Origin of the sequence: Sinorhizobium mexicanum (assembly GCF_013488225.1) — a bacterium.
In the GTDB taxonomy this organism is placed as follows: domain Bacteria; phylum Pseudomonadota; class Alphaproteobacteria; order Rhizobiales; family Rhizobiaceae; genus Sinorhizobium; species Sinorhizobium mexicanum.
Window position 1 is genome coordinate 1,824,642 of the sequence record NZ_CP041241.1, and the last position, 22,761, is coordinate 1,847,402.

Genomic DNA, 22,761 nt, shown 5'->3' on the forward strand with positions numbered 1-22,761 from the left:
GGAAAGGACTGTGTCATGAACGCCGACGCAAAGACAGAGATCAAGGGCAAGGAACGCTACAAGGCCGGCGTGCTCAAATATGCGCAGATGGGCTATTGGAACGGCGACTACGAGCCGAAGGACACCGATCTGATCGCACTGTTCCGGATCACGCCGCAGGAAGGGGTTGATCCGATCGAAGCCGCTGCCGCCGTTGCCGGCGAAAGCTCGACGGCCACCTGGACGGTCGTCTGGACCGATCGCCTGACGGCCTGTGACCAGTACCGGGCGAAGGCCTACCGCGTCGACCCGGTCCCCGGAACGCCTGGGCAATATTTCTGCTATGTCGCCTACGACCTCATCCTGTTCGAGGAAGGATCAATCGCCAATCTCACGGCGTCGATCATCGGCAACGTCTTCTCGTTCAAGCCGCTGAAGGCGGCAAGGCTCGAGGACATGCGCTTCCCCGTCGCCTACGTGAAGACCTTCAGGGGCCCACCGACCGGCATAGTCGTGGAACGCGAACGGCTGGACAAGTTCGGCAAGCCCCTGCTCGGCGCCACCACCAAGCCGAAGCTCGGACTCTCAGGCAAGAACTATGGCCGTGTCGTCTATGAGGGCCTGAAAGGTGGTCTCGACTTCATGAAAGACGACGAGAACATCAACTCGCAGCCCTTCATGCATTGGCGCGACCGCTATCTTTACTGCATGGAGGCGGTCAACCACGCATCCGCCGTCACCGGCGAGGTCAAGGGGCACTATCTCAACATTACCGCCGGCACGATGGAAGAGATGTACCGTCGCGCCGAATTCGCCAAGGAACTCGGCTCCGTCATCGTCATGGTGGACCTCATCATCGGCTGGACGGCAATTCAGTCGATCTCGGAATGGTGCCGGCAGAACGACATGATCCTGCACATGCACCGCGCCGGCCACGGCACCTACACGCGGCAGAAGAACCACGGCATCTCGTTCCGCGTCATCGCCAAGTGGTTACGGCTCGCCGGCGTCGACCACCTGCATGCGGGCACTGCCGTCGGCAAGCTTGAGGGCGACCCGATGACCGTTCAGGGCTATTACAATGTCTGCCGCGAGATGAAAAACGAAGTCGACCTGCAGCGCGGCATCTTCTTCGAGCAGGACTGGGCCGACCTCAAAAAGGTTATGCCGGTGGCGTCGGGCGGCATTCACGCCGGCCAGATGCACCAGTTGCTCGATCTTTTCGGCGATGACGTCGTGTTGCAATTCGGCGGCGGCACGATCGGTCATCCGATGGGCATCCAGGCAGGAGCCACCGCCAATCGCGTCGCGCTGGAAGCCATGGTGCTGGCCCGCAACGAAGGCCGCGACATCGCGCACGAAGGTCCCGAGATCCTCAGGGCAGCGGCCAAGTGGTGCAAGCCGCTCGAAGCGGCCCTCGATACCTGGGGCAACATCAGCTTCAACTACACCCCGACGGACACCTCGGATTTCGTGCCGAGCGTAAGCGTCGCCTGACGGAACGCAAAGAGAAGGAGAATCCACATGCGTATCACCCAAGGATGCTTCTCGTTCCTGCCGGACCTGACAGACGAACAGATAACTGCACAGGTGGAGTATTGTCTCGGCAAGGGATGGGCGATCGGCGTCGAGCATACCGATGACCCGCACCCCCGCAATACCTATTGGGAAATGTGGGGCAATCCGATGTTCGACCTGAAGGATGCCAAGGGCGTCATGATGGAGTTGGAGGATTGCCGCAAGGCTTATCCACAGGATTACATCCGCCTGAATGCCTTCGATTCCAGCCGCGGCCTCGAGACCGTGACGATGTCCTTCATCGTCAACCGTCCCGACAACGAGCCGAACCTCAGGATGAGCCGGACGGAAAGCCGCGGTCGCAACCAGCGCTATGCCTGGGAAACGCAACGGTAGAAGGAGCAGGCAGATGGCGATGCCGCAAGCCCAATCGAGCACCGAAAGCCTGCCGACATCGGTCGATCTCGCCGAGGAATACAGGGCCTCCGGCGTCGCCGAAGTCCTCGACGAACTGGATCGAGAACTCGTTGGATTGAAACCAGTGAAGCGGCGGATCCGCGAGACGGCAGCCCTGCTGCTCGTCGAGCGGGCCCGCCGGGCGATGGGCCTGACCCACGAGGCACCGTCGCTGCACATGAGCTTCACGGGCAATCCCGGTACTGGCAAGACAACGGTCGCCTTGCGCATGGCCAATCTGCTGCACCGGCTCGGCTATATCCGCAAGGGGCATCTGGTGTCGGTGACGCGCGACGACCTGGTCGGGCAATATATCGGCCATACGGCGCCCAAGACCAAGGAGATCCTGAAGAAGGCAATGGGTGGTGTGCTGTTCATCGATGAGGCCTATTACCTCTACCGTCCGGACAACGAGCGCGATTACGGCCAGGAAGCGATCGAGATCCTGCTGCAGGTGATGGAGAACAACCGCGACGATCTGGTCGTCATTCTCGCCGGCTACGCCGACCGCATGGATCGATTTTTCGAGAGCAACCCGGGCTTCCGCTCGCGCATTGCCCACCATATCGATTTTCCCGATTACGACGACGGGGAGCTGCTGTCGATCGCCGAGAGCATGCTTAGCCGTCAGGGCTATCGCTTCGACGCTAAGGCGACAGCGGTGATGGGCGACTACATCGCCCGGCGTCGACGCCAGCCGCATTTCGCCAATGCCCGCTCGATCCGCAACGCGCTGGACCGGGCGCGGCTGCGGCAGGCGAACCGACTGTTCGAGGAAACCGTCGGCCCCGTCGACGCCGAGCAGCTCTCAACCATCACGGCTCGGGACATTTCCGCAAGCCGCGTGTTCAGCATGGGTGAACCCAATCATCCGGAGACATCGTCATGAGCGAGAAGACCATCATAGCCCCTTCGGTTCTGTCGGCCGATTTTGCAAGACTCGGCGAAGAGGTCGAGACCGTCTGCCGGGCGGGTGCCGACTGGATCCACCTTGACGTGATGGACGGCCATTTCGTGCCAAACATCACCTTCGGCCCGCCGGTCGTCAAAGCGATCCGGAGCCGAACGGACAAGGTGTTCGACTGCCACCTGATGATCGCGCCGGCCGACCCGTTTCTTGGTGCCTTCGCCGATGCGGGCTCTGACATCATCACCGTGCATGCGGAAGCAACCACCCACCTCGACCGGTCGCTGCAGGCGATCCGCGACCTCGGCTGCAAGGCCGGCGTGTCGCTCAATCCCTCGACGCCGGAGAGCGTTGTCGAATACGTGCTGGACCGGCTCGACCTCATCCTCCTGATGACGGTCAATCCAGGTTTCGGCGGCCAAGCCTTTATTCCATCCGTCGTCGAGAAGGTGCGACGCGTGAAGTCCATGATCGGCAGCCGTCCGATCCACATCGAGATCGACGGCGGCGTTACGCCGGAAACGGCGCCGCTCGTTGCCGCAGCCGGCGCGGACGTGCTGGTCGCCGGCTCGGCGGTGTTCAAGGGCGGCAGCGAGGAGGCCTACGCGAGAAACATCGCGGCGATCCGCGCGGCCTCCGACGGCGCCATGAAGAAAGCTGCGTGAGCCATGGCCGCCGCCCCTCCCGTCTGTGACTTCGGCTGGCCGGCGGTCGACGCGAGACTCCCCGGCGTCGACGGTCTCGCCTGCTCCATATTCGATCAGGCCGGGCCGAAGGGGCTGGTCGTGGCCTTCATCTGCAATCACTGCCCCTATGTCAAAGCGGTCATCGCGCGGATCGTTCGGGACGCGATCGGCCTGAAAGCTCACGGCATCGGCTTCGTGGCGATCAGCGCCAATGATGCAGAGGCCTATCCGCAGGACTCGTTCGACAACATGAAGCGTTTCGCTTCGCAAAACGCCCTGCCCTTTCCCTATCTCTACGACGAGGACCAGTCCGTCGCCAAAGCCTATGGCGCCGTCTGCACGCCCGACTTCTTCGGCTTCAACAAGGACATGAAGCTGCAATATCGCGGGCGACTGGACGCCTCGCGCAAGGAGATCGGCCCTGCCGACCTGAGGCGCGACCTTTACGAGGCCATGGTCATGGTCGCATTGTTTGGCAAAGGCCCGTCGGAACAACAGCCTTCCATAGGCTGTGCCATAAAATGGAAAGCATCGGCCTGCCAGGCCTGAATCAGTTGCCGTTCTTTCGCCGGCGGATTACTCACCCCCTCTGCCCGGCAGGGCAGAGGGGGTATCAAAGGCTGGGCGCTGGTCGTAAACGCCTCAGTCCCCGCCCGTTGGGGGCGCCTCCTGGAGGGAGGCAAACGGGCGGGGTCCGAGGGAGGAGGCGTTCAGCTCTTTGTCAGGCCGGCAGTGCGCCGGTCTGTTTGGCGATATGCGTCGCGATTGCATCCATGAGGGCTGGAGACAAGCAATCGTAGGGTTGCAGGCCGAGCTCCGTCAGGCGGGCGCGTATTTCCGGCATCCGGTCGGGGCTGACGCCGCTTTCGATCACGGAAGATACGAAGGCCGCAAACTCCGGCGGCGACCAGCCTGTCTCGTCGCTGAGTTCGGTATGCACGAAGTCCAGGCCATAGAAGGGATGTTTGGTGTTCTCGATCCGGCCATACATGTGCGTTCCGCAATCCTTGCAGGCGTAACGCTGGATAGTCGCGCTTGGATCGACGATCTGCAGTTTTTCCGAACCTGATGTGACATTCACCTTGTCACGGCTGACGACTGCGATCTGCGCAAAGGTGGCGCCGTCCGGTTTCCAACATTTCGTGCAGCCACAGGCATGGTTGTGCGCCGTCTGCGAGCCAATCCTGACTGTCACCGGATTGGTCGCGCATTTGCATTTCAGCGTGCCGCCCTGAAAGTCCGAACTGGCCGGCGGAAAGCCGTTGTCGATGGACGGATGCAGCTTAAGCATTTGTTCCTCCTCTCTCTTGAACACCTTCAGGTCCTTCCCGAGAAAGCAGGATCGACGCAAATGCCGCTGGCGGCAACATAGCGGAAAGTGGCGGTTTTCGGCTCTAACCTTTGGGCTCAAGCCATCCGTTGGCTTCGCTCACCCAGCGCGATCCGTGGCTTTGGCCGACATGGCTGACGTCAAGCCCGGTCATGATGCACCTCCCTTGAGAGCAAGGCCGATTCTGTCGCCTGGTCGCTCGCAATCGTCGCCGGTCTCCCGGCAAGGCGCAGGGACCGCCGGGCCAGCCGCTGCGCCTCGATGTCCGAATGGGTCACGAGAATGACGGCGCGGCCGCTTTCCGCGATCAGCATTTCGGTAAGGGCCAACATTTCCTCTACGGTTCTCGGATCGAGCGACACATAGGGCTCGTCCATCACGAGAAGGTCGGGCCGCCCGGCAAAGGCGCGCGCCAGCGCCAGCCGCCGCTGCTGGCCGAGCGACAGCTGGCCGGGAAAGAGCCCGGCCTTGTCGACGATGCCGGTCCGCTCCAGTGCCGAAAGCGCCGCTTGCGTCCCGAGTTCCGGATGCACCAGGGTCAGGTTCTCAACGACGCTGCGCCACGGCAGGAGAACGGGTTCCTGGAACACCATGGCGATCTTGTCAGGGCGGGTGATCTCGCCCTCGAAAGCGGGATCGATGCCGGCGATCAACCTCAGCAGTGTCGATTTGCCTATCCCCGATGCGCCGAGGATCGCGATGGTCTCGCCGACTTCCATCTCAAAACGGATGTCGCGCAGGATCTCCTCCCCGCCGAAAGCCTTTCGTCGGACATCGATCCTGATCATGCCGTCCTCCAGCGCCGGACCCGGCGTTCGGACGGCTGCAGGATCAGCGCCTCGACCAGCAGCATCACGCCGATGAAGGACAGCGCGTAGACCAGCACCATCGCCACATCGAAAAGCTGAAAATAGAAATGGATCTGAAAGCCAATGCCGCTGGAGCGGCCGAGAAACTCGACCACCAGCACGATCTTCCAAATCACCGCGATGCCGGAGCGGGCAGCGCCGGCGATGAACGGCGCAAGCTGCGGCATGACCACATGGCGCAGCCTTGCCAGCGGCCGCATGCGATAGACCTTGGCCATCGCGTCGAGATTCGAGTCGAGTGCCCGCGCCCCCTCGCGCAGGATCGTGGCGACATTCGGAATCTTGTTGAGCACGACGGCAATGATCGCCGCGGTCTCGTTGAGCCCGATCCAGAGATAGCACAGCACGATGAGCACGAGGGCCGGCAGGTTGAGGAAGACGACAAGCCACGGATCGAGCCATTGGTCGACAGCGGGAACGCGCCCCATCAGGTAGCCGAGTGCTGCGCCAATGGCCATCGCCGGCACAAAGGCGCAGACCACGCGCCACAACGTCATGCCGAGGTGATAGGGCAAAGCGCCGGAAGCAACGGCTTCGGTAAAGGGTGTCCACAGTGCTAAGGGCCGAGGCAGGACGGATGCATCCGCCGTCAGTTCGGCCGCCACGATCCAGAGCAGCAGAAGCAGCCCGAGCGAAAATGCGCGCACCAGCGCAGGATGTTGCAGCGTCTTACTCAAGGCGCAGGAACAGTCCATTCGGCAGGCTTGTTGCCTTGCCTACGAGCTCCGCTCCGCCGAGGTCCGCCATCAGCCGCAAGAACCGGTCGGCGGCCGCCTCGTCGATCGGCTTGCCACTCGGGATTCCGGCGCGATAGCCGTCGCGCAACGCAATGAATTCGGCGTCGTCTCCGGCATTCATCTGGTCTCGCAAATCGTCCCACACAGCGTCGTCGCCGCGCAGCAGGTCCTTGGCCGCGCGCGATGCGCCGTGAAGCCCTTTCACAATGTCTGGATGGGCGGCCACATACTCGCCCTTCAACACGTAGCCGAGCAGCGGCGTGTCGGGATCAAGCTTGAGCGCCGCTGCGGCATCGGCGACGGAGATCACCTCCCGCATGCCCTTGGCCTTCATCTTCGCCAGGAAGTGCCAGAAATTGATTGTTCCCGCGGTCTCGTCGGAAAAAGCCGACTTGAAGATCAGCGGCGGCGCTCCGAACACCTGCTCGGTCTCAGTGGCGAGATCCATGCCATGTTGCTGCTTGGCATAGGCGCGCAGAATCAGCCAGCTCTTGTCGAGCGGCCCGCCGGCAATGCCGATCTTCTTGCCGGCGAGATCCGGCAGCGCCTCGATGCCGCTGTCCTCCTTGACCACCAGCCCGCCGACCGCCCGCGAATAGGGGATGAAAACGTAGTCCTTGCCGGCGGCACGCTGGTTGGCAACCCATATCCAGTCGGCCACCATGGTGTCCGCCTCACCGCCCTCGAAGGCCACGCGTGTCGCCCCGTTGTCCGCATAGTCCTGGACCTTGAGCTCGAAGCCATTCTTGCGGTCGAGCTCATGGGTCTTGATGGTGGAAATCTCCCAGTTCACGGTACCGGACGCCAGCATCGCTGCCCGCAATTGCGGCAGATCCTCTGCTACGGCAGCAGCCGGCGCGATCGCAAAAAGGCACGCGGCCAGAACTCGTTTCAAAACGTTCATTGGTTCCTCCCCGAACCTGTCACCTCGGCTCGCTGCGTTCTTCTCGTGCAGCCGGCTCACTGAATGGCATACGCACCTTCTGGCTGTTGCTGTGCTCAATTCGGGGCGACCACGACCCCCCAAGGCTGCTCGCCGACTTGAACCGAACGGATCACCGTTTCCTCCTTGACGTCGATGATGCTGACATCGTTGGAGTTGCCATTCGTGGTGACCAGGAATTCCTCCCCCGGCGTGAATGCCATCTGCCAGACGCGCTGCCCGACAAGCAGGTAATCGAGAACTTCATCCCGCGCCGCGTCAATCACCGCAACCCGGTTGGCCGGGCCGAGCGCCACGAAAACGCGGGAACCATCCTTGGTCGCCTTGACGCCTACCGGCTGCAACCATTCCGGCAGAATGCCCGGCACCGCAAAGCCGATCTTCTTGGCGATCGCCGGCTCGGGTGCCGTCAGGTCGATCACCGAAACGGTGCCGCCGATTTCAGAGCTGACGTAGAGTTTCTTGCCGTCGGCCGTAAATTCGGCAAAGCGCGGACGCTGGTCCACCCGCACGTTGTGCATGATCTCGTAAGTGGAGGCATCGATGAAATGCGCCATATTGGTGGTTTCGGAGGTATTGATGATGGTCTTCGCATCCGGGCTGACAGCAACGCCTTCCGGCTCGACGCCGACGGGTATTTCGGCCAGCACCTGACGCGTCTTGACGTCGACGACGGTCACAAGATTGTCGTCCTCATTGGCGACGTAAAGCGGATTGCCCGAGGGATCGAGAACGAAGAGTTCCGGATCGGCGCCCGACGGCAGCGTATGCAGCTCCTTGTAGGTTTCGGGATCGAAAACCCGGACGGTGTCATCGTCCGAAGCGCAGACATAGAGCTCCTTGCCATCCGGGCTAATCGTGATGCCACGCGGCCTGTTGCCGGCCGGGAAAGTGGCGATCACCTCCCAGCTTTGGCTGTCGAGCACGGTCACGTTATTGCTGCGTTCGTTGGTCACGAATACCTTGTTGGCCTCAGCGGGACCGGCAAACGTCAGAACGGCTGGCAGAAGCACCACTGCGGATCTCAGCATTCTATCCTCCAAAGGCGTGACAAACGGTTTCGGGAGCATCCGTGCCCAGCGTGTCGAGCGGCGAAAGCTGGTGCAGGTAGCCATCCTGCGGCGAAACGGAAACAGTCACCCGGCCGTCGGTCAAAAGGATCGGCTGGCGCAGCTGCCCGTTCCAGGGACGAAAGGTCAGCTTCTGGCCCTTGAACGCCGCCAATTCGAAATCCTCCGAAAGGGCATAGGCCCTGACGGACGCCGGATCGGTCTTGCCGGACTGTGTCACCGCTTCGCCGATCACGCGCATGGCAAGCCAGGCCTGGTAGTCCTCCTCGCGCATGCCGCGGCCGGCGAGCTTTTCGAAGCGGCGCTGGAACTGCGTCGCGCCCCAGGCTTCATGGGCAGCATGCCAGGACACCGGTCGAAGGCCCGCAGATCCTGCCACAGGCCTCGGGTTCCAGGAGTGATAGGGCAGGTAGGGTGCGAAGACGCCGGCCTCGTCGGCCGCGATGATCACGTCATAATCCTCGGCGTCCTGGGTGAATACGGGGATCTGTTTTTGCACCATCACGTGGCCGGTATCCGTGCGCCGGGCGCCGCCGGTGTCCACGAACTCGCGCTCCTCGACGATCTCCGCCCCGAATTTGGCGGCCGATTTGCGATAGTTTTCTGCCAGAAGCTGGTCCTCGGGATGCGAGCCGTGGATCAAGAGGATGCGCGGCCATTTCTTCCACATGAGGAACTGAATAACGCCATCGCTGAGCATGGAGCGGCTCGGCGAGACATGCAGCACATTGGCGCGGCAGTCGGCGTCGCGCAGCGTCTCGTCACGAGCGCCCGCATTCAAGAGCAGCACGTCGGGACCCGCCCTGTCGGATAGCGCCTTCACGGTATCGCCTTCGGCGATCACCGTGATCAGGCCGAAGCCTTCGGCTTTCAGCGCATCGAGCGCCGCCGCCGCCTTGTCCGGTGCGACCGCTTGCGTCTTCAGCGTGTAATCCGTGTCCGTGAAGGCGCCGGTCGTGCGATTGTCCTCATTGCCCAGCATGGCGCCGGCAAAACCGAGATCGGCAGGTCGCTCGTCAAGCCGCGAGATCGGCGGGCCGACCACGCGATCGATCCTGAGCACGGCGGCCTTCACCTCCATCGCCCGCAGAGGCAACGCGACGAGCATCGCGGCGCAAAAGACGGCAAGCGCAAGCCGTAGATCGGACATTCCGGAACGACCTCCCAATCTTCCTGACACTTCCTTGGGAAGGAGATTAACAGCGCAGTTTTTGTTGCAGAACCGATACTTAAGGAGCGTAGTTTCGCAAAATGCCTATGCTAGGCTGAGCTATGCAACGCACCCTGATAGCGCTGATCCTAGCCTTGCTGCCGACATTCGCCCTGGCCAGGATGGACAAACCGCTGATGCCGGGCGCCAAGGTGGCGTTCCTCGGGATGAGTTTCATCGATCTGTCGACGGAGGGCGCCTACAACGGCGTGCGCGCCGACGAAACGGCGCGGCTCAAGCTGTTGGAGGGGGCCGCGCGCGACCGTTTCGCGGCGGAAGGTTTCGTCATCGTCTCCACTGATCCCGTGGCGACCGATCTCGCCAACACGGTGGATCCCGCCAACTGCAACGGCTGCGACGTTGGCATGGCCGCCCGGCTCGGAGCGGACTATGTGCTGGTTGGCGAAGTGCGTAAAATATCCAACCTCATCCTGTCGATAAGCCTCGTGCTACGCGACGTGCGCTCGGGCGAGATGCTGCGCGGCCTTGCGGTCGACATCCGTTCGAACACCGACGACAGCTGGCTGCGCGGCCTTCGTTACATCCTGAAAAACCACTTCTTCAAAACGTGAGGGCGGCAGCCGTCTGCAGCGCCGCGCGTCGCGTCAGACGCGCAAAGGATGCTGCAGCACTTTGAATTGCTGCATGTTTTCGTCCTTAAGTCGTAGCCGGAAAAATGCAGTAGGTCCGAGGAGCAGGCAAGCTGCGGACGGATCATTGTGACGCCTTGAACGGCCCTGTCCCCATATCGTTCACGAGCGGGACACCCGCCTCCGTGAGGATGGAGTTGATCTCGGATTGATTCCGGCGGATCAGGGAGTTCAGCTTGCGCTCCCAGACCTTCTCGCCTTGCCGCACGCCCATGGTGATGCGGTAGAAGAGCCTCGGCGGCGTCGGCTCGGACAGGAGCGGCGTTACCTTCAGGTCTGGATGACTCGCCTTGACCAAGGGCGCGCCGATCGGGCCCCAGAGGATTGCTGCGTCGATGGCGCCAGACTTCAGGTCGGCAAGCATGTCGTCGGCCGGGTCCTCGTAACGCCGATCGACCATCAGATGGTACGGCTTCGCTTTGGGCAGCAGTCCGTTCCTCGCCATATGCGTCGCCGGCGGTGTTCCCGCGATGATGCCGATCCGCTTGTCCTTGAGCAGTGGATCGGACAGCTTCGTGACGTCGGACAGCGGACCGCTCGAGGGGACGATCAGCACAAAGGCCGAGGTGTAATAGTGGTTGGTATTCAACACCAGTTCATCGCCCTGGGCGTAGCCAATGACCACGTCGCAGGCATTGGCCTGCAGGGTCTTGCGAACGAAGCCGGTGGCCATCGGAAACCATGTATAGTCCAATGGCAGCCCGAGCTTGGACGCCATCAACTCGGCAATCTTGTTCTCGTACCCTGCACCAGAGCGATCCGACATCGGCAGATTGGCCGGATCGGCACAGACACGGAAAGCTGTCTTCGATACCAGGTCCGAGGTCTGTGCCGCCGCCGGACCAGTACCCGCCACGACCAGGGTGAGAACGCTGGTTGCGGCGACGAGGCTAGTTACTGCCGAGGCACGATTTTTCAGCTTCCCGGATCGCATCCGATTTCGCTTCCTTCTTGGCCGGGCGTCCCCGCGGCAAGGTGCCGGAGCCACGCGCTTTCAAATAGGTATAGATGTCGTCGAGATAACACATGACGTTGGCGTTCTCGCCGAAGGCGGGCATCACCGAGTGCTCGGCCGTATTCACCTTCTTGCGTCCGTTCGTGACGACTTCGAGGAAGGCGTAGTAGTCCAAGTTTATCGCGGAGTTCTTCAAGGCCGGTGCGTAGCTCGAGCCCTCGCCCTCCGGACCATGACAGACATGGCATTCGGAGTGATAGCGGCGGAAGCCCGAATAGGTCATCCAGTCGACCGTGCCATCCTTGGCGATATTGAAGGTCGGAACGTCGTCGGCGGTGTAATACCGCCCGTTCTCGCTGCGGACGGCGGTGATGTTGTCCTTGGGCGCCGATGCGTCTTCTGCACCTGCGGTGCCGGCAAAAAGCATCGACACGGAAAGGATCAACGGTATGGCGGGTCTGATTCTGGTCATCTTGCGTCCTTTTAGGCGGGGGACGAATGGGCGCGGGTTTCACTACCCGCGCCCATTCCCTGGGCGAAGATTGCCGCTTCACTCCGGCAGCTTGAACACGGTGAGCGTGCCGCCGAGCGCCGTGTAGTTGCTCAGGGCGGAATAGCCACCGACGGCTCCGAGACCTTCGTTCGGGTTGGTCAGGCCGGCTGCCAGTCCAATGCCGGCCCAACCGCCGACGCCCGAGAGCACGGCCACGTACTGCTTGCCGTCACGGGCATAGGTCATCACGTTGCCGATCACCCCGGAAGGCGTCTTGAAGCGATAGAGCTCCTTGCCGGTCGCGGCGTCGACCGCCTTCAGGTAGCCCTCGAGCGTTCCGTAGAAGACGACGTCGCCCGCCGTTGCCAGGGCACCCGACCAGACGGAGAAGGGTTCCGGCAGGGACCACTTGATCTTGCCTTCCTTGTTGTCCCAGGCAATGAAGTTGCCCATGCCGCCGTGGCTGTCCTTCGGCGGATACATCGACAGCGTTGCCCCGACATAGGGCTGACCGGCGGTGTAGTTTACCCGGAACGGTTCGTAGTCCATGCAGACATGGTTGGTCGGCACGTAGAACAGCTCGGTTTTCGGCGAGTAGGCCGCCGGCTGCTGGTCCTTGGAGCCTAGAGCTGCCGGGCAGACACCGGTCGTGTTCGTGTCCTCGCCGTTCTGCTCGGTCGAATACTGCGACACGACCTGCGGCCGACCATACTGCTCCGACTTCGGATCCATGACCACTTCAGTCGCCCAGTTGACCTTTGGATCGTATTTCTGCGCCACCAGAAGTTCGCCGGTGATGCGGTCCATCGTGTAGCCGAAGCCATTGCGGTCGAAGTGGGTCAGCAGCTTGCGATCCTTGCCGTCGATCTGCTGATCCGTCAGGATCATCTCGTTGACGCCGTCATAATCCCATTCGTCATGGGGCGTCATCTGGTAAACCCATTTCGCCATGCCGGTGTCGACATCACGCGCCCAGATGGTCATCGACCAACGATTGTCGCCGGGCCGTTGGGTCGGGTTCCAGGTCGAAGGGTTGCCCGATCCGTAGTACATCAGGTTCGCTTCGGGATCGTAGGCATACCAGCCCCAGGTCGTGCCGCCGCCGATCTTCCATTGATCGCCTTCCCAGGTCGTGAGGCCCGAGTCCTTGCCGACCGGCTTGCCCAAATGGGTGGTCTTTTCAGGATCCATCAGCGTATCGCTGTCCGGGCCCATGGAGTAACCGCGCCACAGGACCTTGCCATCCGCCATCGAATAGGCCGTCACGTGGCCGCGGACGCCGAATTCGCCGCCGGATATGCCGACGAGAACCTTGTCCTTCACGGGCATGACAGTGGCGGTATTGGTCTCGCCCTTGGTAGCATCACCGTTCTTGACGCTCCAGATGACCTTGCCGGTCTTGGCGTCGAGCGCGACGACCGTTGTGTCGGCCTGATGCAGGAAGATCTTGTTATCCGCATAGGCGACGCCGCGGTTAACCGTGTCGCAGCACATCACAGGAATGACGTTCGGATCCTGTTTCGGTTCGTATTTCCAGAGGATCTGGCCGTCCTTCTTGAGGTCCAGGGCGTAGACCGTATTCGGAAACGGCGTATGGACATACATGATGTCGCCGACGACGAGTGGCGCACCTTCATGACCGCGCAGAATGCCGGTCGAGAAAGTCCATGCCACCTGCAGCTTCCCGACATTGTCCTTGTTGATCTGGTCGAGCTTCGAGTAGCGCAGGTTGGCGTAGTCGCCGGTCTGGATAGCCCATTGATTGGGATCATCGATAAGCTTCTGCAATTCCGAGTTAGCGAGAGCGACCTGTGCGCTGCCGCCTATCGAAATGAAGGCAAGCAATGTAAGAAGTCGTTTCATTTTCATCCTCCTCTCGAGTGCTGCCGATCAGGGCCATTCCCCCGTCGCCCCGGGAAAACCTGGTGGGTCTCCTCACTTCCCGGTACCGGCCTGCGACACTATCCCCGCCGCTTCAATGAGCCCGGGGCACCTCTGCTTTTGGGTTTCCACTCCTCCGTCGCTTAAGGAAATGTTGCCAAATATGCGATCAGATCGGCGCGCTCCTGGTCCTTGCGCAAACCCGCAAAGGTCATCTTCGTGCCGGGCAAAAAGGCTTTCGGATTGGTCACGAACTCAGCGATCTTCTCGGGCGTCCAGGTCAACCCACCCTCGGCCGCCTTGGTCATTGCGGGGGAATAGGAGAACCCATCGACCTTGCCGGCCGGGCGGTCGACCACACCGGTGAGCAGCGGACCGGTCTTCGATTTGGCATCCGGACCGATCGCATGGCAGGCCTGACACTTGCGAAACACCGTCTTGCCCGCCGCCGGGTCGCCGGCTGCAGGATCAAGAGCTAGCGCCGGCGCAATCGAGCCTGTGAGAACTCCACCAAATACGACGACTGCGGTCAGTGCGGTACCAAGTCTAAAAGCCATGCCTTCCTCTCCCTTACGCGGTGTTCAACCGCTCTGCATGCCAGCGCACGTGGTCTTCGCCGAAGCTCGCCACGAAGTAATAGCTATGGTCATATCCTGCCTGCATCCTGAGGACGCCGGCCTGGCGGCGCTCGGCCATGAGCCGGGCCAGCGCCTCGGGCTGCAACTGTCCCAGGAACTGGTCTGCCGAGCCCTGATCGATCAGGATGTCGCCCTGCCAGCCAAGTTCGCTGAGGAGCAGGCAGGCGTCGTACATGCCCCAATGGGCCTCATCATCACCGAGATAGGCCGAGAACTGCTTGCGGCCCCAGTCGGACCGGGTCGGATTGACAATCGGTGCAAGGGCGGAAACGGAGCGGAACAGCGAAGGATTCCGAAAGGCGATCGTCAGCGCGCCGTGGCCGCCCATCGAGTGCCCGGTAACGCCATTGACGCCGTTGAGCGGAAATTGCTCCGGCAGCAGGGCGGGCAATTCCGTGACGATGTAATCATACATCTGGTAGTGCCGCGCCCAGGGCTTCTGTGTCGCATTGACGTAGAAGCCTGCCCCGTGACCCAGATCATAGGCCTCGTCGTCGGCGACGCCTTCGCCGCGCGGCGAGGTATCGGGGAAAACCACCGCCAATCCCGCTTCCGCCGCGTGCCGCTGCAGGCCCGCCTTTATCATGGCGTTCTCATGGGTGCAGGTCAGCCCTGAGAGATACCAGAGCAGTGGGACAGGCCGTGTCCGTGCCTGTGGCGGCAGGTAGAGGCCGAACGTCATCTCGACACCGCAGACCTCGGACATGTGCCGGTAGACCGACTGCGTCCCGCCGAAACATTGGTTTTGCGTTACGAGTTCCATCTTCACGCTCAATAGACGACGACCGAGCGGATGCTCTCGCCGGAATGCATCAGCTCGAAGCCCTTGTTGATGTCGTCGAGCGGCAGCGTGTGGGTGATCATCGGGTCGATTGCGATCTTGCCCTCCATGTACCAGTCGACGATCTTCGGCACGTCGGTGCGCCCGCGCGCGCCGCCGAAGGCGGTGCCCATCCAGGTGCGGCCGGTGACCAGCTGGAACGGCCGGGTCGATATCTCCTGGCCGGCGCCGGCCACCCCGATGATCACCGACTTGCCCCAGCCGCGATGCGAGGCCTCGAGCGCCTGGCGCATCACCTTGACATTGCCGGTGCAGTCGAAGGTGTAGTCGGCGCCGCCGATCTGGTCGGCGCCGCGCTTCGTCATGTTGACGAGATAGGGCACGATGTCGTCGCCGACCTCCTTCGGGTTGACGAAGTGGGTCATGCCGAATTTTTCGCCCCAGGGCTTCTTGTCGTTGTTCAGATCGACGCCGATGATCATGTCGGCACCGGCAAGCCGAAGCCCCTGGATGACGTTCAGACCGATGCCGCCGAGACCGAAGACGATCGCGGTCGATCCCATCTCGACGCGTGCCGTGTTGATCACCGCGCCGATGCCGGTGGTCACCCCGCAGCCGATGTAGCAGATCTTGTCGAACGGCGCGTCGGGATTGACCTTGGCGACGGCGATCTCCGGCAGCACGGTGAAGTTGGCAAAGGTCGAGCAGCCCATATAGTGGTGGATCTTGTCCTTGCCGATCGAAAACCGCGAGGTGCCGTCCGGCATCAGCCCTTGCCCTTGCGTGGCGCGGATGGCGGTGCAGAGATTGGTCTTGCGGCTGAGGCACGACGGGCAGGCGCGGCATTCCGGGGTATAGAGCGGAATGACATGGTCGCCCTTCTTCACCGAGGTGACGCCGGGGCCGACGTCGACGACGATGCCAGCGCCCTCGTGGCCGAGGATCGCCGGAAACAGCCCTTCCGGATCGGCGCCGGAGAGGGTGAAATCATCGGTATGGCAGATGCCGGTCGCCTTGACCTCGACCAGCACCTCGCCGGCCCTCGGCCCTTCGAGCTCGACTTCGGTCACAACAAGGGGTTTTCCGGCTTCGACAGCCAGAGCAGCGCGAGTGCGCATCGATACCTCCGGTAACTGCGTTCTTTAAGGGTGGGCCTGTGTGGCCCTGTATGCAGATTACAGACGCGCCAAGGCCCAAAGACAATTGCGACCTTAGTGTGTAAAACGCGACCTTTGGCTTCTCCCTTGGTCAGCCTATACTGACGCTCGCTGGAACAGGGGAGACCGGAGATGAGAGCCGCCAGTTATGCCTTCAGCCTGGTACTTTGCCTGACGCAAGCTCCCGGCCTTGCAGGCGCTACGGACTTTTCCGATCCCGACTGGCCATGCATCCAGCGCAAGGTCGAGAACCTTTCGGCGAGCCTGATGTGGCCCGAACCGATAGAACCCATGGCACTTGCTCCTGCGGCAAAAGAGCTGGTGGAGGTCGTATCGCTCCGCCGCGTTACGCTCGAAGAGGCAGAGGCCCATGTCCGGGCTTTCATTGCAAAGAATGCCCCCTTGGACGGCCAATCGCTCGGCAATATCTTCCTCGCCGTATTCGACAAAATCGCCGATACCCGGCAGCGGCTGATTGCCGGGATTGCCCGCTATTCCCGCAGCCAGATCGCGCTCTCGTCGCGGATCGACGGAAGCCGCGTCGAGATGGCCAAGCTTACGCGCGAAAAAAATCCGGATTTCGACCGTATCGACAAGCTGGAGGAGCAGGTCGACTGGGACGAGCGCATCTACCGCGAGCGTGCGCAGGCGCTTACCTATGTCTGCGAAACGCCGGTGCTTCTGGAGAAACGCCTGTATGCCATTGCCCAGATCCTGCTCAAGCAGATGCCTGATTGAGCCGTACCTCTCGACCTACTGCATGTTTCCTTAAATCGTACTCGATTTAAGACTAAAAATATGCAGCAAGTCAAAGTGCTACAGCGTCCTTTGCGCGTCTGATAAGACGCGCGGCGCTGTAGCGCATCGGCCCGAAAATCGGGGTCGATTTTCGGAAAGCACGATGCGTAGATTCAAAGACTTACAGCGTCCTTTGTGCGTCCTGAAGGACGCACGGCGCTGTAGGTACGTGGCCTTCTGCATCGGAGTTTACAGCGCCGCGCGTCTCATCAAACGGACGCTGTAGCACTTCGAATGGCTACATGTTTGCTTAAATCGGCTACGATTCAAGCAAACATGCAGGAGGTCAGAAGCACAGCATCTCGGCCTCTGCCTGGGCACGTCTCAGGTCGGCCACCATCGTGCGCGGCATCGCCGCCGACTTGAACATGGCCGTCTGTTCGCCGCCTACCTGCTGGAGAGACAGCACGGTCTCGGCCTGGACATATTTCTCATAGGGCAAGATGGAAGCGATCAGATCGATCGAGCAGGCACATTTGCCCAATACCGCCCGGCTCTGACCGTTGACCGCCATGCAACCGAACACGTAGTCGGCCCGCGCCTCGGTCGGATAGTCGTTCAGGCGCTCCGACATGCTCTGTCCGCCCGCCGGCACCGCGGCGGCCACGATTATCAGCGCGGATAGGGCTTCCCGCATCATGGCTGGGCCTCCCCTGCCTTTTTCAGAGTGATCGCGTTCGAATAGCCGGCCTCGGCCCCGCCGGCGGCCGACGGCACAGTTGCAACCAGCGAATAATACCAGCCGGGAACGTCTTCCGACACAGTGACGACAAGCGCCAGTTCGGCAAACCTGCCCATGCGTTCGCGGGCCTTGTCTTTCGTGAACGGCCGGATCGTCACCTCGCGCGCGGCGATGTCGCGGTTCTGGTAGCGGCGTGATACGGGCACGGTTTGCGCGTCCCGCAGCAGGGCTTCCTTGATCCGGTTGCGCATATAGAAGGGGCTGCCGCCCGATTGACCGGCAACATCGGTAAGCACGCTTTCAAGGAAGTACATGATGATGGGATTGCCGACCGAAGCCGGATAGTTGCCAAGCGCGCGGGACCGGGTGCCCTGATAGAGCGTCATGACGACATTGTCGTCAGGCTTGAGCTTCAGGCCGATGCCGAAACTGCCGCCCGCCTGCCCGACATCGGTACCGGATATGACCTTGTCGTAGACAAGGGTGCCCTGCCCGGCCTCGCTCTTGCCCGGCACCGCCGCAAGTCCCTTCAGTGCTGTCGACCGAAAGAGAAGCTCGTAGGTTTCGGCAGCCGTGGCCAAGCCCTGGCCCATTCCAAGCAGGAACAGAGCAAAGAGGAGAAGAACACGCATCGCAGACCTCCCGTCCTACAGCGTCGCGCGTCTTACTGGGAGCGCTGGCGATGAGCCTAGCGATGCCTGCGGCAAAGTCACTGGAGACCTTTGTCTGTGTTTGCTCACGCCGAGCGCGCCCGAGTCTTCCAGTCGATCAATGCCCGCAGCCGCACCAGTTGCACCGGCTTGGTGAGCACAGCGAACGACATTTCGTTGCAGAGCTGCAGGAATTGGCGCTGCCGGTTGGCAGAAATGATGATTGCGGGGATCTCGATTCCGGCAAGCGCGCGCAGCGTACGAATTGTCTCTATGCCGTTGTCGCCATTGTCCAGCTGATAATCGACCAGCAGAATATCGGGCGCTGTGCCGATTTCCTGCATCAGCGCGGCGGCCTCGACGGTCGAGGCGGCCGCCAGAACGCTCGCTCCCCAGCTTTCCAGCACCTGCGTCATCGCGTGAAGCTCGTCGGCATCGTTCTCCACGACCATGACGATGAGATCGAGGCTGCCATCGAGCAGCTGCTCCATCATCGGGTTTTCGCAGACGCTGGTACGGCCAGGCGCGGCAAGCGGCACTTCGATCGAGAAGACGGAACCACGGTTGGGCTGCGACACCAGCCGGACCGGATGATCGAGATGGCGGCAGGCCCGCTCGACGATCGACAGGCCAAGTCCCATGCCTGTGCCCTTTCCTGCACCCCCGGCCCGGGTGAACTCGTTGAAGATCCGGGTCTGGTCCTCCTCGGAAATGCCGATACCGGTGTCCCACACTTCGATCCGCAGCCGATTGCCGCGCAGGCGGCAACCAACCAGCACACGGCCGCACTCCGTGTACTGTATCGCGTTCACCACCAGGTTCTGGACGCAGCGCATCAGGTAGCGTTGATCGCTGGTGACCCAACGCGTGGAAGGGACCATCCGAAGCTCTATCCCCTTTTCCGTCGCCAAGGGCGCCAGATCACCCGCGAGGCCCTGCAGCAGGCTTCCAAGTTCGAACGACGTGATGTTGAACTCGGCTGCCGGGCTATCGAGGCGCGAGATATCGAGCAGCGCCTGAAGGAGCGTTTCGATCGAGGTGAAGGACCGCTTGAGCCGGCCGACCACATCCTCCGCCCCGGACTGCCCAGCGGTCTCCGTCAACATCGAGAGATAGAGTTTCGCTGCGTTGATCGGCTGAAGGAGGTCATGGCTGGCCGCCGCCAGGAAGCGAGTCTTCGACGTATGGGCTGTCTCGGCGGCCTCCTTGGCCTGCCGAAGGGCTGCCTCGATTTTGATTTGCTCAATGGCGTGGATCTGCAGCAGGCGGTTGGCCTCGGTCAGTTCGGCGGTCCGCTCCTGTACACGTTGCTCCAGAAGCGCCGCCGCCTGGGTTTCGGCGGTCACGTCCATGATCGACACGATGAAACCGTCGCCGGGCAAGGAGTGGGTGCGAATGTCGAGGCTCATCCCGTCACGTCGCCGACAACGTTCCTGCATCGTCTCGCCGCGGCGCATGACCTTGAACCAGCTGGCGAATTTGGACCGTCGGCCCTTGTGCTCGAGAATCTCGTGACGTTCGACATGTTCGATGATGCGCTGGAAGGGACTTCCCTTCTTCAGAAGCGAAAGCGGCACGCCGAGAAGCTCGCCGAAACGCTCGTTGCGAACGAGCAATTCGCCGCGTGACGAAAACGTGCAGATGCCGAGCGACATGTGATCGAAAGCGGCCTGCAGGAAATGGGCCTGCTGGTCGATAAGGCGGTTCTTCTCGCGCCGGTTCTCCCGCACGATGTCGGTGATTTCGGTCTGCAGCACGGTGATGTTGCCGGAACTGGTCTGCCGGTAGGAAATCTGGAACCACCGATCGTTCCTCAGTTCCATGACGAAGGACGAAAAGCGTTCACCGGATCCCTGGTCCTTCACCAGCGGCTGGGGGCGGCTGATCCCCCCGCTGTCGTCCCGGTTCAGATATTTGCTGGCATTGACGGCCGCGAGATAGTCGTCGAAACCGAGACCGGGTTTGATCAGCGGCTCGACATCGGCAAGCAGGTGCCGGAACTGGGCGTTGCAGACCTGCAGCCGCTCTTCGGAGAAGAGGGCAAAGCCGTCTTCCATGGCCACCATGGCATCGGCCAGGTTCCTTTGGATACGCTCCTGCGCCTGATAGGCAATCTCGAGTTCGCTCGACGCCCTACCAAGCGTGTCGAGGGCCTTCTCCAGGTCTTTGGTCTTTTCCCAGACTTCCGTCTGCAGGGCGATGGCCGATTCGAAAAGTGAATAGGCGGAGCCGCCGACTTCATGACCGCGCTCGGCCCGATTGATCAGAGCCTCGATGATCTTGGCCTGCTTGGCGATCTGGGTCTTGTAGGGTTCGTCCGGATCGATCACAGCGGCGCGCCTCCCTTCGGCCGGAAGAATGCGACGCCGACAAAGGTCTGGTTCACATGCACGCCGAGATGCTGCTCCCCGTAAGTGTTGAAGCCGATGACCCGATGCTGGCGGAACTGCTCGGACGCCTTGCCGTCCAATCCCTTCCGCTCGATCTCGAGCTTGCGCAGATAGCAGTCGAAACCGAGAATGAAATCGGGTGCCTCACCGTCCTTGTCCCTGACGGCGAGCCCTGTCTCGAGCGTGCGGATGATTTCCTTGCCGCGACCGAGCCTCAACAGCAGGCCGTCGTCGATCGCCGACAGGAAGGTGAGGCCATTTTCACCGTGGATCTGCTGGATCGCCCGCACGTGATAGAGATTGCCGTTGCGCACCAGTACCGGGTTCTCGGCGAAAACCATCGGTGACAACTCGCTGACCGGCACCTTGACGAGCCGCGCATATTCCTCGGCCGCCGGTGTGCCATTGATTTCCAGAACCAGCCGTTCCTCGGGGACCGCGCGGGTCACCACCATGCGCGTTTCCGTGGGCTGGAAATGATCGAAGCCGAGGCCGCTAAAGTCCAGGTCGGTTTCCAGGAGCAAAAGAAGAGCAGCGTTGCTGTGGAACTCACCGTTGCGCAGAACCTGCGTGCGCTCGAACCGCAGCCCGTCGCCGGCCGACCCGCCAAACACGGGAATGTCCTTCAGGCCCGCCTCCAGGGCTGCCATCAGGATATCCTCCTGTTTGGACAATCCATCGGCAAAGACCAGGGCAAGCCGCTTTCGGCCCGGCGTCGCACGGAACTGCGAGGCGAGCCGCTCCGTCTGCGACACGACATCGGCGATCGAAACCGGCGAGATGGGTTCGAACAGGATCGAGGCCACCCGGAAGTGATGCCGCTGGAAGGCGATCGCCAGCAACGCGTCGTCTTCATACCCCCGCGGCGTGATCTGGCCGGCCGTCGTGCAGCCAAAGACCACGGTGTTTGGCAGCGACACCCGCAGAGCCTTGGCAACCTCATCGGGTTGAAGCCTGTTCGGCACGAACAGGAGGACGAAGCTTGGCCTTGCGGTGGCAAGCTGCCGCCGGATCTCGGCAAGCGCAACAGCCGCGTCCTCGGCACGCGATGCGGCAAGCCGCACCGCCTCCGCCGGTTTGCGGTCAAGATCGTCGCCAGCCGTCATACGCCGTCATTCCTCCCTTCTACAGCGCCGCGCGTCTAATCGGACGCGCAATCGACGCTGTAGCACCTTGATTCTAGAGCATCTTATCCGTTTTCGGCTGCTCCGCTCGAATACGGGATGCCCCAGTCCCGATTGCCTGTGCCGGCACGCCTCACTGCAGGCTATGGCGTATCGAGACTTCGCGCACCAGCATCGCCGCCTGTGTGCGGTTATGGACGCCCAGCCGGCGCAGAAGCGCCGTGATATGGGCCTTGACGGTCGCCTCGGCCAGCTGCATCTCGTAGGCGATCAGCTTGTTCGGCATCCCTTCGCAGATCAGCCCCAGAATGCGGGTCTGTTGCTGCGACAAATGGGCGATCTTGCGTGAAATCGTTTCCACCGACAGATCCGTGGCTGTGGTGCGGGCCGGGATCGCGTAGCCGGGCGGCACATAGGTCTTGCCGTTCCAGATATCCTGCATCGCCTCCTGGAAATTCTGCCGGTCCATATCCTTGGGAATGAAGCCCGCAGCACCGGCCGCAATTACCGAGTGGACGACGTCCTTCGACGTGATCGCCGAGATGACGATCACCGGGATATCGGGCATCTTTTCCTTTATCTTCAGGAAACCGCTCAGACCCGACGCATCGGGCAGGTTGAGATCAAGCATGATCAGATCGGGCGAGAACCGCATCCGCAGTTGCTGCATCGCTTCGCTCAACGAGGTTGCCGTTCGAATTCGACGCGTTTTGAAGGTGCTTTCCATCGTTGCGGCCAGGGCATCGCAATAAAGCGGATGATCATCGATCACCAAGGCCGACTTTATTGAAAGCGAGTGGATGGGTAACGCAGTCTGCGACATGGCACTCCTCCCAATATTTCCTGGTCTCTGGAGC

At 61.7% G+C, this 22,761-nt stretch carries 24 protein-coding genes; 7 read left to right on the forward strand and 17 right to left on the reverse strand.

Annotated features, from left to right (window positions below):
• Positions 1–15: 15 nt before the first annotated feature.
• The 5 genes from FKV68_RS32415 to FKV68_RS32435 are packed head-to-tail and all read left to right on the forward strand — an operon-like array spanning position 16 to position 4,095.
• On the forward strand, positions 16–1,476 hold the full coding sequence (locus FKV68_RS32415) for a form I ribulose bisphosphate carboxylase large subunit (RefSeq protein WP_180942984.1): 1,461 nt from the start codon (positions 16–18) through the stop codon (positions 1,474–1,476).
• Positions 1,477–1,503: 27 nt separating this feature from the next.
• On the forward strand, positions 1,504–1,893 hold the full coding sequence (locus tag FKV68_RS32420) for a ribulose bisphosphate carboxylase small subunit (RefSeq protein ID WP_180942985.1): 390 nt from the start codon (positions 1,504–1,506) through the stop codon (positions 1,891–1,893).
• Positions 1,894–1,906: 13 nt separating this feature from the next.
• Positions 1,907–2,842 (forward strand): CbbX protein, encoded by a 936-nt coding sequence (gene cbbX / locus FKV68_RS32425; RefSeq protein ID WP_180942986.1) that lies wholly within the window; start codon positions 1,907–1,909, stop codon positions 2,840–2,842.
• A complete protein-coding gene (gene rpe / locus FKV68_RS32430; RefSeq protein ID WP_180942987.1) occupies positions 2,839–3,525 on the forward strand; it encodes a ribulose-phosphate 3-epimerase in 687 nt (228 codons plus the stop codon). Before cbbX ends, rpe begins: the two co-directional genes overlap by 4 nt.
• 3 nt (positions 3,526–3,528) lie before the next feature.
• On the forward strand, positions 3,529–4,095 hold the full coding sequence (locus tag FKV68_RS32435; protein WP_180942988.1) for a thioredoxin family protein: 567 nt from the start codon (positions 3,529–3,531) through the stop codon (positions 4,093–4,095).
• Between the two features lie 172 nt (positions 4,096–4,267).
• Here the strand turns inward: FKV68_RS32435 and gfa are convergent, their stop codons facing one another.
• The 6 genes from gfa to FKV68_RS32465 form a co-directional block, all read right to left on the reverse strand.
• Positions 4,268–4,837: an S-(hydroxymethyl)glutathione synthase gene (gfa, locus tag FKV68_RS32440; RefSeq protein WP_180942989.1), complete on the reverse strand. Its 570-nt coding sequence runs from the start codon at positions 4,835–4,837 to the stop codon at positions 4,268–4,270.
• A gap of 179 nt (positions 4,838–5,016) precedes the next feature.
• Entirely contained in the window at positions 5,017–5,664 is a 648-nt protein-coding gene (locus tag FKV68_RS32445) for an ABC transporter ATP-binding protein (RefSeq protein WP_180942990.1), read from the reverse strand.
• On the reverse strand, positions 5,661–6,440 hold the full coding sequence (locus FKV68_RS32450; RefSeq protein ID WP_180942991.1) for an ABC transporter permease: 780 nt from the start codon (positions 6,438–6,440) through the stop codon (positions 5,661–5,663). The genes FKV68_RS32445 and FKV68_RS32450 overlap by 4 nt, the downstream gene beginning before the upstream one ends.
• Positions 6,415–7,386: an ABC transporter substrate-binding protein gene (locus FKV68_RS32455; protein WP_180942992.1), complete on the reverse strand. Its 972-nt coding sequence runs from the start codon at positions 7,384–7,386 to the stop codon at positions 6,415–6,417. Before FKV68_RS32455 ends, FKV68_RS32450 begins: the two co-directional genes overlap by 26 nt.
• A 95-nt stretch (positions 7,387–7,481) precedes the next feature.
• A complete protein-coding gene (locus FKV68_RS32460; protein ID WP_180942993.1) occupies positions 7,482–8,456 on the reverse strand; it encodes a YVTN family beta-propeller repeat protein in 975 nt (324 codons plus the stop codon).
• A gap of 1 nt (position 8,457) precedes the next feature.
• Positions 8,458–9,645 carry an ABC transporter substrate-binding protein gene (locus FKV68_RS32465; protein ID WP_180942994.1) on the reverse strand — a complete coding sequence of 396 codons (1,188 nt, stop codon included), beginning with the start codon at positions 9,643–9,645 and terminating at the stop codon, positions 8,458–8,460.
• A 122-nt stretch (positions 9,646–9,767) separates the two neighbouring features.
• Here FKV68_RS32465 and FKV68_RS32470 point away from each other — a divergent pair, with 122 nt between their 5' ends.
• Entirely contained in the window at positions 9,768–10,277 is a 510-nt protein-coding gene (locus FKV68_RS32470) for a DUF3280 domain-containing protein (RefSeq protein ID WP_180942995.1), read from the forward strand.
• 142 nt (positions 10,278–10,419) lie between these two features.
• Here the strand turns inward: FKV68_RS32470 and FKV68_RS32475 are convergent, their stop codons facing one another.
• The 6 genes from FKV68_RS32475 to FKV68_RS32500 all read right to left on the reverse strand — a co-directional run bounded on the left by FKV68_RS32475 (position 10,420) and on the right by FKV68_RS32500 (position 16,221).
• Entirely contained in the window at positions 10,420–11,289 is an 870-nt protein-coding gene (locus tag FKV68_RS32475) for a substrate-binding domain-containing protein (RefSeq protein ID WP_180942996.1), read from the reverse strand.
• Entirely contained in the window at positions 11,246–11,782 is a 537-nt protein-coding gene (locus tag FKV68_RS32480) for a c-type cytochrome, methanol metabolism-related (protein WP_180942997.1), read from the reverse strand. Before FKV68_RS32480 ends, FKV68_RS32475 begins: the two co-directional genes overlap by 44 nt.
• Before the next feature lie 78 nt (positions 11,783–11,860).
• Positions 11,861–13,666, reverse strand: a complete 1,806-nt coding sequence (locus FKV68_RS32485) for a methanol/ethanol family PQQ-dependent dehydrogenase (RefSeq protein WP_180942998.1) — start codon at positions 13,664–13,666, stop codon at positions 11,861–11,863.
• 161 nt (positions 13,667–13,827) lie between these two features.
• Positions 13,828–14,241: a c-type cytochrome gene (locus tag FKV68_RS32490; protein WP_180942999.1), complete on the reverse strand. Its 414-nt coding sequence runs from the start codon at positions 14,239–14,241 to the stop codon at positions 13,828–13,830.
• Positions 14,242–14,254: 13 nt separating this feature from the next.
• Positions 14,255–15,085, reverse strand: coding sequence for an S-formylglutathione hydrolase (gene fghA / locus FKV68_RS32495; protein ID WP_180943000.1), 831 nt, complete (start codon positions 15,083–15,085; stop codon positions 14,255–14,257).
• Positions 15,086–15,093: 8 nt separating this feature from the next.
• Entirely contained in the window at positions 15,094–16,221 is a 1,128-nt protein-coding gene (locus FKV68_RS32500; RefSeq protein WP_180943001.1) for an S-(hydroxymethyl)glutathione dehydrogenase/class III alcohol dehydrogenase, read from the reverse strand.
• A gap of 171 nt (positions 16,222–16,392) precedes the next feature.
• On the opposite strand from FKV68_RS32500, the gene FKV68_RS32505 reads away from it, so the two are divergent.
• Positions 16,393–16,998: a hypothetical protein gene (locus FKV68_RS32505; RefSeq protein ID WP_180943002.1), complete on the forward strand. Its 606-nt coding sequence runs from the start codon at positions 16,393–16,395 to the stop codon at positions 16,996–16,998.
• 346 nt (positions 16,999–17,344) lie between these two features.
• Here the strand turns inward: FKV68_RS32505 and FKV68_RS32510 are convergent, their stop codons facing one another.
• The 5 genes from FKV68_RS32510 to FKV68_RS32530 form a co-directional block, all read right to left on the reverse strand.
• Positions 17,345–17,698 (reverse strand): hypothetical protein, encoded by a 354-nt coding sequence (locus tag FKV68_RS32510; protein ID WP_180943003.1) that lies wholly within the window; start codon positions 17,696–17,698, stop codon positions 17,345–17,347.
• Positions 17,695–18,372 carry a hypothetical protein gene (locus FKV68_RS32515; protein WP_180943004.1) on the reverse strand — a complete coding sequence of 226 codons (678 nt, stop codon included), beginning with the start codon at positions 18,370–18,372 and terminating at the stop codon, positions 17,695–17,697. The genes FKV68_RS32510 and FKV68_RS32515 overlap by 4 nt, the downstream gene beginning before the upstream one ends.
• Positions 18,373–18,476: 104 nt before the next feature.
• Complete coding sequence (locus tag FKV68_RS32520; RefSeq protein ID WP_180943005.1) at positions 18,477–20,720, reverse strand: hybrid sensor histidine kinase/response regulator; 2,244 nt, start codon at positions 20,718–20,720, stop codon at positions 18,477–18,479.
• Complete coding sequence (locus tag FKV68_RS32525; protein WP_180943006.1) at positions 20,717–21,886, reverse strand: FIST signal transduction protein; 1,170 nt, start codon at positions 21,884–21,886, stop codon at positions 20,717–20,719. Before FKV68_RS32525 ends, FKV68_RS32520 begins: the two co-directional genes overlap by 4 nt.
• A gap of 151 nt (positions 21,887–22,037) precedes the next feature.
• Complete coding sequence (locus tag FKV68_RS32530) at positions 22,038–22,727, reverse strand: response regulator (protein ID WP_180943007.1); 690 nt, start codon at positions 22,725–22,727, stop codon at positions 22,038–22,040.
• Between the last annotated feature and the right edge of the window lie 34 nt (positions 22,728–22,761).

Bases quoted from the DNA above. Each gene is read 5' to 3' on its own strand.
- FKV68_RS32415 (WP_180942984.1), top strand. From the start codon at position 16: ATGAACGCCGACGCAAAGACAGAGATCAAGGGCAAGGAACGCTACAAG.
- FKV68_RS32420 (WP_180942985.1), top strand. From the start codon at position 1,504: ATGCGTATCACCCAAGGATGCTTCTCGTTCCTGCCGGACCTGACAGAC.
- cbbX (WP_180942986.1), top strand. From the start codon at position 1,907: ATGGCGATGCCGCAAGCCCAATCGAGCACCGAAAGCCTGCCGACATCG.
- rpe (WP_180942987.1), top strand. From the start codon at position 2,839: ATGAGCGAGAAGACCATCATAGCCCCTTCGGTTCTGTCGGCCGATTTT.
- FKV68_RS32435 (WP_180942988.1), top strand. From the start codon at position 3,529: ATGGCCGCCGCCCCTCCCGTCTGTGACTTCGGCTGGCCGGCGGTCGAC.
- gfa (WP_180942989.1), bottom strand. From the start codon at position 4,837: ATGCTTAAGCTGCATCCGTCCATCGACAACGGCTTTCCGCCGGCCAGT.
- FKV68_RS32445 (WP_180942990.1), bottom strand. From the start codon at position 5,664: ATGATCAGGATCGATGTCCGACGAAAGGCTTTCGGCGGGGAGGAGATC.
- FKV68_RS32450 (WP_180942991.1), bottom strand. From the start codon at position 6,440: ATGGACTGTTCCTGCGCCTTGAGTAAGACGCTGCAACATCCTGCGCTG.
- FKV68_RS32455 (WP_180942992.1), bottom strand. From the start codon at position 7,386: ATGAACGTTTTGAAACGAGTTCTGGCCGCGTGCCTTTTTGCGATCGCG.
- FKV68_RS32460 (WP_180942993.1), bottom strand. From the start codon at position 8,456: ATGCTGAGATCCGCAGTGGTGCTTCTGCCAGCCGTTCTGACGTTTGCC.
- FKV68_RS32465 (WP_180942994.1), bottom strand. From the start codon at position 9,645: ATGTCCGATCTACGGCTTGCGCTTGCCGTCTTTTGCGCCGCGATGCTC.
- FKV68_RS32470 (WP_180942995.1), top strand. From the start codon at position 9,768: ATGCAACGCACCCTGATAGCGCTGATCCTAGCCTTGCTGCCGACATTC.
- FKV68_RS32475 (WP_180942996.1), bottom strand. From the start codon at position 11,289: ATGCGATCCGGGAAGCTGAAAAATCGTGCCTCGGCAGTAACTAGCCTC.
- FKV68_RS32480 (WP_180942997.1), bottom strand. From the start codon at position 11,782: ATGACCAGAATCAGACCCGCCATACCGTTGATCCTTTCCGTGTCGATG.
- FKV68_RS32485 (WP_180942998.1), bottom strand. From the start codon at position 13,666: ATGAAACGACTTCTTACATTGCTTGCCTTCATTTCGATAGGCGGCAGC.
- FKV68_RS32490 (WP_180942999.1), bottom strand. From the start codon at position 14,241: ATGGCTTTTAGACTTGGTACCGCACTGACCGCAGTCGTCGTATTTGGT.
- fghA (WP_180943000.1), bottom strand. From the start codon at position 15,085: ATGGAACTCGTAACGCAAAACCAATGTTTCGGCGGGACGCAGTCGGTC.
- FKV68_RS32500 (WP_180943001.1), bottom strand. From the start codon at position 16,221: ATGCGCACTCGCGCTGCTCTGGCTGTCGAAGCCGGAAAACCCCTTGTT.
- FKV68_RS32505 (WP_180943002.1), top strand. From the start codon at position 16,393: ATGAGAGCCGCCAGTTATGCCTTCAGCCTGGTACTTTGCCTGACGCAA.
- FKV68_RS32510 (WP_180943003.1), bottom strand. From the start codon at position 17,698: ATGATGCGGGAAGCCCTATCCGCGCTGATAATCGTGGCCGCCGCGGTG.
- FKV68_RS32515 (WP_180943004.1), bottom strand. From the start codon at position 18,372: ATGCGTGTTCTTCTCCTCTTTGCTCTGTTCCTGCTTGGAATGGGCCAG.
- FKV68_RS32525 (WP_180943006.1), bottom strand. From the start codon at position 21,886: ATGACGGCTGGCGACGATCTTGACCGCAAACCGGCGGAGGCGGTGCGG.
- FKV68_RS32530 (WP_180943007.1), bottom strand. From the start codon at position 22,727: ATGTCGCAGACTGCGTTACCCATCCACTCGCTTTCAATAAAGTCGGCC.